At 69.2% G+C, this 12,889-nt stretch carries 10 protein-coding genes; 3 read left to right on the top strand and 7 right to left on the bottom strand.

Annotation, left to right across the window (positions count from 1 at the left end; all coding sequences use genetic code 11):
• Nucleotides 1-12: 12 nt before the first annotated feature.
• Entirely contained in the window at nucleotides 13-582 is a 570-nt protein-coding gene (locus KZ829_RS21760; RefSeq protein WP_220145769.1) for a hypothetical protein, read from the bottom strand.
• A gap of 239 nt (nucleotides 583-821) precedes the next feature.
• Here KZ829_RS21760 and KZ829_RS21755 point away from each other — a divergent pair, with 239 nt between their 5' ends.
• Both KZ829_RS21755 and KZ829_RS21750 read left to right on the top strand, forming a co-directional pair.
• Nucleotides 822-1,865 carry a hypothetical protein gene (locus KZ829_RS21755; RefSeq protein ID WP_220145768.1) on the top strand — a complete coding sequence of 348 codons (1,044 nt, stop codon included), beginning with the start codon at nucleotides 822-824 and terminating at the stop codon, nucleotides 1,863-1,865.
• A gap of 37 nt (nucleotides 1,866-1,902) precedes the next feature.
• Nucleotides 1,903-3,681: an ABC transporter ATP-binding protein gene (locus tag KZ829_RS21750; RefSeq protein WP_220145767.1), complete on the top strand. Its 1,779-nt coding sequence runs from the start codon at nucleotides 1,903-1,905 to the stop codon at nucleotides 3,679-3,681.
• A gap of 43 nt (nucleotides 3,682-3,724) precedes the next feature.
• Here the strand turns inward: KZ829_RS21750 and KZ829_RS44095 are convergent, their stop codons facing one another.
• Nucleotides 3,725-4,393 (bottom strand): TetR/AcrR family transcriptional regulator, encoded by a 669-nt coding sequence (locus tag KZ829_RS44095; RefSeq protein ID WP_308285605.1) that lies wholly within the window; start codon nucleotides 4,391-4,393, stop codon nucleotides 3,725-3,727.
• A gap of 376 nt (nucleotides 4,394-4,769) precedes the next feature.
• On the opposite strand from KZ829_RS44095, the gene KZ829_RS21740 reads away from it, so the two are divergent.
• Entirely contained in the window at nucleotides 4,770-8,132 is a 3,363-nt protein-coding gene (locus KZ829_RS21740; RefSeq protein WP_220145766.1) for a CARDB domain-containing protein, read from the top strand.
• A 231-nt stretch (nucleotides 8,133-8,363) separates the two neighbouring features.
• Here the strand turns inward: KZ829_RS21740 and KZ829_RS21735 are convergent, their stop codons facing one another.
• The 5 genes from KZ829_RS21735 to KZ829_RS21715 all read right to left on the bottom strand — a co-directional run bounded on the left by KZ829_RS21735 (nucleotide 8,364) and on the right by KZ829_RS21715 (nucleotide 12,840).
• Entirely contained in the window at nucleotides 8,364-8,834 is a 471-nt protein-coding gene (locus tag KZ829_RS21735) for a hypothetical protein (RefSeq protein ID WP_220145765.1), read from the bottom strand.
• Nucleotides 8,835-8,908: 74 nt separating this feature from the next.
• Nucleotides 8,909-9,814, bottom strand: a complete 906-nt coding sequence (locus KZ829_RS21730; protein ID WP_220145764.1) for a nitroreductase family protein — start codon at nucleotides 9,812-9,814, stop codon at nucleotides 8,909-8,911.
• 586 nt (nucleotides 9,815-10,400) lie between these two features.
• Entirely contained in the window at nucleotides 10,401-10,604 is a 204-nt protein-coding gene (locus KZ829_RS21725; protein ID WP_204298609.1) for a cold-shock protein, read from the bottom strand.
• 392 nt (nucleotides 10,605-10,996) lie between these two features.
• A complete protein-coding gene (locus KZ829_RS21720) occupies nucleotides 10,997-11,632 on the bottom strand; it encodes a response regulator transcription factor (RefSeq protein ID WP_220145763.1) in 636 nt (211 codons plus the stop codon).
• A complete protein-coding gene (locus KZ829_RS21715; protein ID WP_308285604.1) occupies nucleotides 11,620-12,840 on the bottom strand; it encodes a sensor histidine kinase in 1,221 nt (406 codons plus the stop codon). Before KZ829_RS21715 ends, KZ829_RS21720 begins: the two co-directional genes overlap by 13 nt.
• Nucleotides 12,841-12,889: the final 49 nt, after the last annotated feature.

Raw genomic sequence — 12,889 nt, 5'->3', positions numbered from 1 at the left:
TAAGCGTAGGCCTCAGTGCAGGTCGACCCGTCCGCCGCTCAGGTCGTCGACGACGTCACGCAGCCGCTCCCTGGACGGAAGCCCCTTGGCCAGGCCGTACTGGAGGGCGCGCCGGCCCTTGCTCTTCCGTTCCCGCTTCGCCCAGCGCCCGCGTTCGACCTCGTCGTCGCCGCCGAGATCCGACCATGCCGCGGGGTCGACGGTGAGGGTGCGGAAAGTGATCGTCAGGGTCTTCACCCGGTCCCAGGGGAGCACCACGTCGCGGCGCAGCAACCGGCCGTCCGCGCTGAGCCTGATGCCGGTCCGGTCGAGCACCGGATCCGCCTTCGGCAACCGGCTCGGCCGGGCGATCCAGGCGATGCCGAACGGCACGGTCAGCACGGCGAGGAAGCCCGGTGCGAGCAGGTACACCAGCTGCCCGGTGCCAGTCATGACCAGCACGACCAGCACGATCAACACCGGAACGGTCAGGGCGGCACCGAGCAGGAAGAGGGCTCGCCGCATACGCCGCCGCCGGTTCAGCGGCAGCACACAGGTGTCGACACGGGCCGGCCCCGCGGGTGGGTTCTTCTCAGCGGGCACCGGTAGATCATGCCCGATGCCCGAATGTCGCAGGCCACACCCCTCATGCCTCACGGTCGACCCCAGTGAACACGACACCGAAATCATCGAAACAACCACCATTGCCGCATAAGATCATCAAACTACGGATCAGCGCTGGCCGCCCCTTACACCACGCCAGCGGAGACGCGACCTCGTTGGACGACAGGCGCCGTGCCCGCCGAGACGGGGCGCACGACGGTGCAGAGAAGGGGCAGGACATGGACTTCGCGCCCACCAAGACGGCCTGGATGACCCGCCGGCTACCGGCAGGGCTGGACGTGACCTGGTTGCCGGTCGGGTCCCCGATCATCGGCGACGTACTGGCCTGCGAGGTGATCACCCCGTCCCTGCTACGGCACCTCGACACCGCCGACGGCCGGCGCGCCATGCTCTACCCCGGCGACCGGATCACGTGCGTGGTGGGCAACCGGTACTCGACGTCGACATTGCAAGGACGCGGCCGCGTCACCCGGGACGTCACCGAAATGCTCAGTGCGTCCGGCCTCTGCGGTGAGGTGGTGGGGCGCAGCGCCGAAGTGGCCCCGCCGACGACGCTTCGGGTGCTCGCTCAGGCCCACCACGCGGGCCGCCCGCTCAACGTCCGGTCGTTCCTCCTGCCGCCCGCCCAGCCGATCGGCCCGAAGCCGACCTGGATCGTGGTGGCCGGCTCGGCGATGGACGCCGGCAAGACGACCGCTTGCGCGTCGATCATCCACGGTCTCACCGGCGCCGGATACCGCGTCGGCGCCGCCAAACTCACCGGTACGGCAAGCCCGCGCGACCTGACGTCGTTCCGCGACGCCGGCGCCGACCCGGTCCTCGACTTCCTGGACATGGGCTGGCCGTCCACCGACGGCTGCGACCGGGCGGACCTCGCGGCGATCGTCGCCGGACTGACCGGCCAGCTCCAGGCCACGGCGGTCCAGGCCGGAGTGCTGGAGATCGCCGACGGACTGCTGCAACGCGAGACCGAGCTGATCCTGCGAGCACTTTCCGGCTGGCTGGGACCGGCGCACATCGTGCTCGCGACCCGGGAGAGTCTCGCGGCCGTCGCCGGAGCCAGGCAGTTGCGCCAGATGGGCCACGACGTTCTCGCGGTCACCGGGGTCGTGACCAACAGCCCACTCGCCTGTCAGGAGATCGAACTGGCCGGCGCCGGGCCATGCGTTCCCACCACGGATCTCGGCACCGTCGTCGCATCGCTGGTCGAGCAGCTGGGTGACCGGCAGGCCGGGCGGCCCGCACCGGTCGCCGCCGCGTGACCGTACCCGTGATCGCCGGCCGGCCCGGGGTGCGTGGATGCTGAAGGCGGCGTGGCGGTTCCGGCGGTTCCTGCGCCCGCACGCGCCGGCCCTCGGCGCCGGCGCGTTGCTGGTGGTGCTGGGAACACTGCTCGCCCTGGCACAGCCGTGGCCGCTGCAGGTGATAGTCGACGGGGTCGTCGGCGGCCGGCCCCAGGACGGCTGGCTTCCCACCCTGATCGCCGGATCGAGCGACGACCGGTCCGTCGTCCTCATCCGGGCACTGGCGGCGACCGTGCTGCTGGTCGGCCTGTCCGCGCTGATCGGCTACATCAGCGACCTGCTCATGAACCGGTCCGGGGCGCGGATCATCGTGACCATCCGCGGCGCGCTGTTCGCCCACGTCCAGCGCCTCTCGCTGTCGTTCCACCTCGACCAGAGGGTCGGCGACCTGGTCGCCCGGCTCACCACCGACATCGACCGCTCACAGAACATGCTGGTGGCGATCTTCGGCACGCTGATCCCGAACGCGGTGATGCTGGCCGGACTCGCCGTGGTGATGGTGCTGGTCGAACCGTCCTTCGGGTTGCTGGCGCTGAGCATCGCGCCGCCGCTGTTCCTGGTGACCTACCACTTCACCCGCAAGATCAGGCGCGCGTCCCGGTCAGCCCGGGAAGCCGATGCCGGCCTCGCGGCGATGACCAGCGAAACACTCGGCGCGATCCGGGTGGTGCAGGCGTTCGGCCGGGAGGGACTCGAGGACGACCGGTTCGCCGGCCACAGCCGGGAGAGCCTGACGGCCGGCCTCCGCGCGATCAGGCTCCGGGCCGGCCTGCCACCGCTGGTCGATCTGGTGTCACTCGCCGGCACCCTGCTGGTCACCTACGCCGGGGTCCAGCGCGTGCTCGACGGCCGGATGAGCCTGGGAGTGCTACTGGTGTTCCTCAGCTACCTCCGGTCGTTGTACCGGCCGATGCGGGCACTGTCGAAGATGTCCTACATCGTGAGTCAAGGGGTGGCCAGCGCGGAACGTGTCGATGCCATGCTGCGCACCGACGACACGATCCCCCAGGTCCGCGACGCCCGGCCGGTCCGCCGCCTACGCGGGCGGGTGGAGTTGCGCAACGTCACCTTCGCCTACGGCCCGGCGAAACCGCGAGTGCTGAACGCGGCCAGCCTGGCCGTCGAGCCGGGCGAGCACGTCGGCATCGTGGGCCGCACCGGCGCCGGCAAGTCCACCCTGGTCAGCCTGATCCCCCGGTTCTACGACCCGCAGGCCGGCAGCATCCTGCTCGACGGCATGGACATCCGGGAGTTGCACCTGACCGACCTGCGCCGGCAGATAAGCCTGGTGTTGCAGGAACCGTTCCTGTTCTACGGCACGATCATGGACAACATCCGGTACGGCGATCCCACGGCGTCGCTCGACCGGGTGTGGGAGGCGGCCACGCGGGCCCATGTGACCGAGTTCCTCGACCGGCTCCCCCAGGGACTCGACACCAGGATCGGGGAACGCGGCGGCACCCTCTCCGGCGGGCAACGGCAGCGCATCGCCATCGCCCGCGCCATGCTGCACGACGCCCCGATCCTCATCCTCGACGAACCCACCACCGGCCTGGACCGCGACTCCGAGGCGCTGGTGCTCGACGGCCTGCACCGGCTCACCCACAACCGCACCACATTCGTCATCTCGCACCACCCCGCCGCGCTGGCCCGGGTCGACCGGATCGTCGAGGTCCGCGACGGGCACCTGACCGCGAGAGCGTCTACTCGACACCGGCGGCGTGACCATGGTGCTGACACGCTCACAGATCGACGCCCTCATCAACATCGGTGATGTGCTGACGTGGTGGCTGCACCGGCGCGCCGTCGTCCACTGACTAGCCACGCGCGGCAGCACTGGGCAGCCACGCTTTCGCGACGGCGTCGACATCGTCGGACGACGGTGGCCGGCCGAGGTCGCCGGCACTCTCGGAGCGGCGCAGCCCGTCGATGAGCAGTTGCAGGTAGCGGTCATGGAGGTCGGGACGGACCTGAGGGCTGTGGTGGGCGATCTCGGTGACCATCATCAGCAGCAGTGGAACATCGTGGACGGTGATGTCGGGTCGCAGGGACTTCTCGCTCTGCGCGCGCTCGACGAGCGCGGTGATGGGCGGTTCCACCCGTTCGCGGATGCGGTCGTACAGCGTGAGGTTCAGCTCGGCGCCCAGCGCCAGATCCCGCAGGCCCCGATCGGCTGCCTGCATCCGCGCCACGGCTCGCAGGAACATGGTGAGCCCGTCCCAGCCGGTGGGTGCCTCGAGTGCCGCCTCGGCGACCCGGACCTGCTCGCGCAGTTTCTCCTCCAGCGCGACCTCCAGCAGAGCCTCTTTCGTCGGGAAGCGCCGGTACACCGTGCCGATCCCGACGCCGGCCTGGCGGGCGATGTCGTCGAGGGTGGCAGCCACGCCGCGTGCCGCGAAGACCTCACGAGCGGCCTCGATGATGCGCTGCCGATTGAGTTCGGCGTCCCGGCGCAGCGGCCGCGCGGTTCGGACGGCGTCAGTCACCTGCCCAGCCTAGCAAGCGGAGGTGGGTGCTCAACTTCTACGACCCCGCCCACGAAGCGGAGGTGGGTGCTCAACTTCTACGGCCCCGCCCACGAAGCGGAGCCACCTACTCAACTCAGCCGCCACGTTCCCCGAACCAGGACTGGCCGCGGCGCTACCGCCGGATCCGCCGGCAGCCAGTGCTTGCCGTTGACAAACCAGTGATGAATCTGAAACTTTGAATTCCCCGTGCCGCAAGAAGTTGGCAACTACAACGAAATTTCTGTGGCACCACCCGAAAGATCCAGGCCGGACGCTCCCGCCCGCCCTGCTTCGTTCACCTCCGCCGCCTGCACCTCGCCGCCCTCCCCCGTCGTTCTCACAGAACTGAGACGCCATGACACGCAAGCAACTCAGCCGAAGGCTGCTGGCCCGTCTCCTCGCGGCGGGCCTGACCGCCGCCGTTGCGCTCGCCCCCACGCCCGCACGTGCGGCCGCCGGACCCGATCTCGCCGCCGGCAAGCCGGTCACCGCCAGCGGCGCCAACGGCCCCTACGTCGCGGCAAACGTCAACGACGGCAACCCGCAGACGTACTGGGAAGGCCCCGCCAACGCGTTTCCGCAATGGGTACAGATCGATCTCGGCAGCGCCGTCGGCGTCGATCAGGTCGTGCTCAAGCTGCCACCCGCGGCGGCCTGGGCCACCCGTACCCAGACGCTCAGCGTGCAGGGCAGCACCGACGGCAGCGGCTTCAGCGCGCTCTCCCCCTCGGCCGGCCGCATCTTCGATCCGGCCACGGCCAACACGGTCACCCTCGACTTCGACACCACAACCGTCCGGTACGTACGGGTGAACATCACCGGCAACACCGGGTGGCCGGCCGCTCAGCTCGCCGAGTTCGAGATCCACGGTACGGACGGGGGCGGGGATCCGGGCGAACCGCCGACGGGCACCAACCTGGCCGGCGGCAAACCGATCGCGGCGTCGTCGTCCATGTACGACTTCGTGGCCGGCAACGCCAACGACACCAACCCGACCAGCTACTGGGAATCCAACGGCTACCCGGCGACGCTGACCGTGCAGCTCGGCGCCGATGCCGACATCACCGCGATCGTCGTCAAGCTCAACCCGGACCCGATCTGGAGCACCCGTACCCAGAATTTCCAGGTTCTCGGCCGGGCACAGACCGCGACCGGATTCACCCCGCTGAAGGCCCGGGCCGACTACACCTTCAACCCGGCCGGCAACCAGAACTCGATCACGATCCCGGTCACCGGTCGCGCGGCGGACGTCCAGTTGCAGTTCTTCGGCAACACCGGAGCGCCCGGCGGCCAGGTCGCCGACCTGCAGGTGATCGGCGGCTGGGCACCGAACCCCGACCTCGTCGTCACCGCCGCGACCTGGACACCCCAGTCACCGGGCGAGACCACCGCGATCACCCTCTCGGCGACGGTCAAGAACCAGGGCACGGCCGCCGCGCCCGCTACCACCGTGGACTTCAAGCTGGGCGGCAACGTCGTCGGCAGCGCACCGGCCGGCGCCCTCGCACCCGGCGCGTCGACCACCGTCTCGGCGAACATCGGTGCCCAGCCGATGGGTAGCTATCCCGTCGCTGCGGTGGTCGACCCGAACAACACGGTCGCGGAACAGAACAACGGCAACAACACCTTCACCGCGTCCACGCAGCTGGTGGTCGGTCAAGCGCCGGGTCCGGACCTGCAGGTCACCGGCATCACGACGAACCCGGCGAACCCGGCCGTCGGCGCGGCGGTCTCGTTCACCGTCGCGGTGCACAACCGCGGCACCAGCGCCGCCGGCGCCTCGACGACCCGGCTCACGGCCGGCGGCACGACGCTGAGCGGCGCCACCCCGGCAATCGACGCCGGCGCGACGGCCACCGTGGCCGTCACCGGCACCTGGACCGCGACCAGCGGCGGAGCCACCCTGACCGCCACCGCGGACGCGACCGGCGCCGTCGCCGAGACGAACGAGAGCAACAACGTGCTGACCCGCTCGGTCGTGGTCGGCCGCGGCGCGGCGGTGCCGTACGTCGAGTACGAGGCCGAGGCCGGCCGCTACCAGGGCACCCTGCTGGAGACCGACGCCCGCCGCACCTTCGGGCACACCAACTTCGCCACCGAGTCCTCGGGACGCAGATCGGTACGGCTGAACAGCACCGGCCAGTTCGTCGAGTTCACCTCGACAAACCAGGCGAACTCCATCGTGGTCCGCAACTCCGTCCCGGACGCCCCGGGCGGTGGCGGCCAGGAGGCGAGCATCAGCCTCTACATCAACGACCAGTTCGTACGGAAACTGACGCTCTCCTCGCGCAACAGCTGGGTCTACGGCACGACTGACGACACCGAGAGCCTGTCGAACTCGCCCTCGGCCGACGCCCGGCGGTTGTTCGACGAGTCGCACGCGCTGCTCTCCCAGTCGTATCCGGCCGGTACCCGCTTCAAGCTGCAGCGCGACGCCGGGGACAACGCGTCGTTCTACATCATCGACTTCATCGACCTCGAGCAGGTGGCGCCGGCCGCGAGCCAGCCGGCCGGCTGCACCTCGATCACCACGTACGGTGCGGTCCCGAACGACGGCAACGACGACACCGCGGCCATCCAGCGGGCCGTGACGGACAACCAGAACGGCGTGATCAGCTGCGTCTGGATACCGGCCGGACAGTGGCGCCAGGAGCAGAAGATCCTCACGCCGGACCCGGCCCGTGGCCAGTACAACCAGAAGGGCCTTCGCAACGTCACCATCCGGGGCGCCGGCATGTGGCACTCCCAGCTCTACACGAACACCCAGCCGCAGAACGTGGCGGGCAACATCAACCACCCGCACGAGGGCAACGTCGGCTTCGACATCGACGACAACACGCAGATCTCCGACCTGGCGATCTTCGGCAACACCCAGAACCGGGCGAACCGCGGTCACGCCCTCAACGGCCGATTCGGCAAGAACACCAGAATCAGCAACGTCTGGATCGAACACGTCAACGTCGGCGCCTGGGTCGGCCGCGACTACTCGGACACCCCCGCCTACTGGAACCCCGGTGACGGGCTCGAATTCTCCGGCATGCGCATCCGCAACACCTACGCGGACGGCATCAACTTCAGCAACGGCACGCGCAACTCGCGGGTGTTCAACTCCTCGTTCCGCACCACGGGCGACGACTCACTGGCGGTCTGGGCCAACCCGTACGTGAAGGACCAGGCGGTGGACATCGCGTCGAACAACCGCCTCGTCAACAACACCGTGCAACTGCCGTGGCGGGCGAACGGCCTCGCCATCTACGGCGGATCGAACAACGCGATCGAGAACAACCTGGTCTACGACACGATGAACTACCCCGGCATCATGCTGGCGACAGACCACAGCCCGCTGCCGTTCGGCGGAACCACCCTGATCGCCAACAACGGCCTCTACCGCACCGGCGGCGCGTTCTGGGGCGAGGCGCAGGAGTTCGGTGCGATCACGCTGTTCCCGTCGTCGCGGGACATCACCGGCGTCACCATCCGGGACACCGAGATCTCCGACTCCACCTACGACGGCATCCAGTTCAAGACCGGCGGCGGCAACATGCCGAACGTCGCGATCACCAACGTCAGAATCGACGGCTCCCGGAACGGCGCGGGAATCCTGGCCATGGGCGGCGCCCGCGGCAACGCGACGCTGTCCAACGTGACGATCACGAACTCGGCCGACGGAGACATCGTCATCCAGCCGGGCTCGGGCTTCACCATCACCGGACGCTGAGGTCGAGGCTCCCGTTCAGGGCCGCCCCCGGCGCGTACGCCGGGGGCGGCCCTGAACGACGTTCCCCAAGAACGCCCCACCACCGCCGGTTGCGGCGGATCCGCCTGTCGCCGAACCGCGCGCCTCTTACGCTCGGTAACGGGCTCGGCAAGCCGGCCGCGCGTTGTCTGCGGCAGATCCGCGCGTCGGCCGGATCCGGCCTCGCACGAGGCTGGGCGGCCAGGCCGTGCGTCAGCCCGGGACGGTCGTGCCGTAGAGAAGACGTCTGACTGCCGCCCGCGACACCAGCAAAGCGATGACGAGCAGCGTGACGGGTATGAAGCCTCCCAAACTGACCGCACCGCCGAACACGATGTCGACCAGCCAGAGCACAACGAGCTTGCTCCCAGCCGCAACCACCCAGAGCATCAGGGCAGCTGTCGTCTTCGCCCAGCGGGTGGCTGCTCCGCGCAGCCGAGCCAGAACGGCGGCCTTGAGCAGGAGCACCACCTCGAGTGTGACCTTGAGCAGGGCGGCGGTCAGCAGCGAGAGGGTGAAGGTTTCGCTGATGACCGCCGGGAGGTACTGAACGGCGAGGTTCAGGACGATCACGTAGACGAACACGTCGATCACGTCGGCCGGACGGGCGACGGCCCAGGCTCGCAGCCGCCCGCGCGGGGGACGGGTCTCGCTCTCGGCATCCGGCTCGGGTCGGTCTGTCACAGACTGAATCCTGCCGGAAACGCGGCCCGCGTGTTTCCGCTCGTCGGCAGAAGTGCGTATCGAGCGCTGTCCTCTCAGCGTGCCTGCACGCGCTCGATGATCTGCTCGACACTCAGTCGTGGGGTGGGCGGTGCGAGCGCCGGGCTCTTGTGGCGGCCCAAACGCATCATGAGGTACGGGTGATCGAGGTCGGACACCACATGCCTGAGGTTCGCCTGGCAGCGGCCTTGCTCGATCGGCGCGGAGAAGGGCATCACGGACATGCCGTACTGCGTGGCGACCAGCCAGCCCGCGGATAGCGCCTCGCCGGCGGACAGCCAGTCCGCGGGGTGATCGCCTGGCCCGTGGAGCAGCACGAAGGTCGCGGCCCGGTCGTGTTCGCCTTGTTGGACGGGCAGCCGAAGGTCGTCGCCGGCCCCGGCGATCCGGTCGGCGCCGGCCCACAGCGCCATTTGATCGTGCCACTGTTGCTCGGCGAATCCCGGCGCGCTGGAGTGAGCGGCTACCACCGTCAGGACGAGGATCTGGTCGGGACGCAGAATGTGTACGCGGATGTCGTGCGAGGCGAAGGCTCTGACGACGATCCGCAACTCTTGCGGCTCGATCGGCCAGCCGGTGACGGGCCGCAGGTCGGTGTGCCGTTGCCGGATGGCGCGTGCAAGCCGGGCGGTGCCGGAGCTGACCGGAGCCGCACCGTCGATGTGCAGGCGTGCCAGATGCCGGGAACAGGTGGAGGCGGGCCGGCGATCGACGGTCACGTGCCAGCCCTGGGCGGCCAGACTCAGACGCGCGTGATGCAGGGCAGCCCCACAGCTGACCGCCGTGAGATGTCCGGCGGGATCGGGAACACCGGCCATCCGGTCGGGATCCGCGAACAGATCCAGAACGGCGCCGGTCAGGTGCCACCGCCACGGCTGTGTGTTGTGAGCTGACGGTGCTTGACCGGCCGCGACGACAGCGCGGTACAGGGCTTCGGTCACGGCCCTCGAACTGGTTCCCCGATGCATGACTGGTGACGCCATCGGACTCTCCCATCGTCAAGACCAATGCAGGCGCGGGTCCTGGCCCGTTGCGGGTGAGAACAAGGTCCACCGAGGCCGGTGATTCGACATCCAGACGCTGCGTGCTCGGCCGAAGAATGAGGTGGCGGCGCAGCTACCAGTTCCGTCAACTGTACGCCTGTCGGCGGCCAGTAGAAGATCTTCATAGGCGGCCGTGGGGCCGGGACGCGTGGGTAGGGCTCGGTTGCCGGCGCCTGGCACCGCTCGGGGTCCGCCCCGCCGCCGACCGCTACCCGCTGGGGCGACGGCCCGGGCCACTCTGTTGGGGGTGCGGTAGCGAGGTCGACCGCGGTGAGTGTGATGTCGTCCGGGAGCCGGGCGACGGAAACACGAGAGGTTGGAAAAAGGGCGGGAAAAGGCGCGTGCGGCGCCTTATCGATCGTCGCCACAGGGAATTTTCTCGAACGGCACGTCACATCCAAGCGCGGGCCGCGGAATTGAAGATGCGGGAAAATACCGACGACGGCTCGCTGAACCAGTCGAGCCGCCGCCGGTAGTCTGTGAATCAGATAACGCGGATGTTCTCGGCCTGCGGGCCCTTCTGGCCCTGCGTGATCTCGAACTCCACCCGCTGGTTCTCGTCGAGGCTACGGAAGCCGCTCGCCGAGATCGCCGAGAAGTGGGCGAACACGTCGGCGCCGCCGCCATCCTGAGTGATGAAGCCGAAGCCCTTGTCGCCGTTGAACCACTTCACGGTACCTGTAGCCATGTCTTTTTCCTTAGCAAGCTGTCGGAATCCGCACTGTGCGGACTCTCACGCCGCCGCGTTGATCACCCGCGTCGAAACGACGCGGAAAACGAAAAAGCGCCTGGAAGGGCTCAGATAACCCATCAGGCGCCGAAAACGTCTACGGAAATCAAAACTGCAACGACGCAACCGTAGCACACACATTCGGCGGCCGACCCGGAATTTTGCCGCCGGTTTCCGGGCCGGCGATACCCGGCACCGATTTTGCGGCCGACGGAGACCGGTCCGTAAGGATGAGACGGTGGATGTCGAGCCGGTTTGATCTTCGTCCTCGCCGCTGTCGCGGTGGTCGCGGTGGTGCGGTGGATCGCCGGCCGGACCGGGCCGCCCGCCGGCTGACCCGGCACACGCCGTCACGCGTTCAGGTAGGCCAGCACGGCCAGCACCCGGCGGTTGTCGTCGTCGGAGGGAGGCATGTCGAGTTTGGTCAACATGTTGTTGATGTGCTTGCTCACGGCCTTCTCCGTGATGCCCAGGTTGGTGGCGATCGCGGCGTTGGACCGGCCCTGTGCCATCTCGCCGAGCACTTCACGTTCCCGGGCGGTCAGCACCGCCAGCGGCTCCCGGCGGGCGACCAGTCGCGAGATCACCTCGGGGTCCATGGCGGTGCCGCCGCCGGCCACCCGGTGGACGGCGTCGACGAAGTCACCGACGTCGGCGACCCGGTCCTTGAGCAGGTATCCGATCCCGCCGTGCGGCGTGCTGAGAAGCTCCCGCGCGTACAGCGGCTCCACGTGCTGCGACAGCATGAGAACCGGCAGGCCCGGCAGTCGAGTCCGGGCGGCGATGGCCGCCTGCAGGCCTTCGTCGGTGAAGGTGGGCGGAAGGCGTACGTCCAGGACAGCCACGTCGGGCCGGTGCTCGAGCAGTGCGGGCAACAGGGCGGGGCCGTTGTCGACGACGGCGACGACGTCGAAGTCGAAAGCGCCCAGCAGCCGGGTCAGGCCGTCCCGCAGCAGGGCGTGGTCCTCGGCGATCACAACGCGCACGGCAACTCCATGGTGATGACGGTCGGTCCTCCGGGCGGGCTCGACAGCTTGATCGTGCCGTCGAAGGCGGCGAGGCGACGTTCGATACCGCGCAGTCCGGTGCCGGCGGCCGGGTCGGCGCCGCCTCTGCCGTCGTCGGTGACGACCATCGTGAGCACACCGGCCGCATGCCGGGAGAACACCGACCCGTGGTGGGCGCGGCTGTGCCGGATGACGTTGGTCAGCGCTTCGGCGACGGCGAAGTAGGCCGCGGACTCCAGTGGCAGGTCGGGCCGGCCCGGCAGGTCGACGTCAACGGTGATCGGGATCGGCAGGCTGAGCGCCAGCGCCCGGACCGCGCCGTCGAGACCGCGTTCGGCGAGCACCGGTGGGTGGATACCGCGGACGAGGTCACGCAGCTCGCCCAGCGCGGCTCTGCTGGACTCCCGGGCCTCGGCGAGCAGCTTGTGGGCTTCGGCCGGGTCGCGGTCGATGAGGTTGTCGGCCAGCCCGATCATCATGCTCAACGATACGAGACGGGCCTGTGCGCCGTCGTGCAGGTCACGTTCGATGCGGCGCAGCTCCGCCGCCTGGGCGTCCACCGTGCCGGCGCGCGTGACCGTCAACTGGGTGACGCGCAGACGAAGCTCGGCCGCACTGGTGGGCGCGAGGAGAAGCCGGGCGAACAGCGCGTCGACGCGACGCAGCCACGGCGCCACCCACAGCCCGGCCGTGAGGATCACCGCGCCTTGCGGCACGGACAGCAGACCGGCGAGGAACGTGTCGATGGACCAGACGGCGCCGTAGCCGTACCAGCCGGTGCCGAGCCAGATCCACGACGGCGTCAGGGTCAGTCCCAGAAGCCCGTACAACGGCACCAGCACACCGATCGCCCCGAGGATCAGCCCGACGACGGCTCCGGGCGCCAGCCAGGCCAGATCGCGCCACGTGGCCGGATCCGTCACGGTCCACCGGAACCGCTCCCAGCCATCGGCGACCGCGCGTTCCGGAAGCGGATGGTAGGGGCGGGTCACCAGCACACCGGTCTGGGACGCGCGCCTGCGCTCCAGGTCGGTGCGCTTGCGGACCAGCGTCATCGTCCACGGGACCAGAGCCAGCCCGAGGTACGGCACCGGCGCCAGCGCCAACGCCACGACCGAGACCGCCAGCAGCGGAACGTTGGTGAGCGCCAAGCCGAACGCCGCCATGCCGTCCAGCACACCACGCACGCCTCGCCAGGCCCAACGGCCAAGACGTACACCGTCGATGCGCACTCTC

Source organism: Actinoplanes hulinensis (assembly GCF_019429605.1).
Classification (GTDB): domain Bacteria; phylum Actinomycetota; class Actinomycetes; order Mycobacteriales; family Micromonosporaceae; genus Actinoplanes; species Actinoplanes campanulatus.
This window is presented reverse-complemented; position numbering and strand designations above follow the sequence as displayed.

Coding starts and splice junctions, on each gene's coding strand:
- KZ829_RS21725 (WP_204298609.1), bottom strand. CDS start 10,604: ATGGCTACAGGTACCGTGAAGTGGTTCAACGGCGACAAGGGCTTCGGC.
- KZ829_RS21755 (WP_220145768.1), top strand. CDS start 822: ATGGACTTCGCGCCCACCAAGACGGCCTGGATGACCCGCCGGCTACCG.
- KZ829_RS21740 (WP_220145766.1), top strand. CDS start 4,770: ATGACACGCAAGCAACTCAGCCGAAGGCTGCTGGCCCGTCTCCTCGCG.
- KZ829_RS21750 (WP_220145767.1), top strand. CDS start 1,903: ATGCTGAAGGCGGCGTGGCGGTTCCGGCGGTTCCTGCGCCCGCACGCG.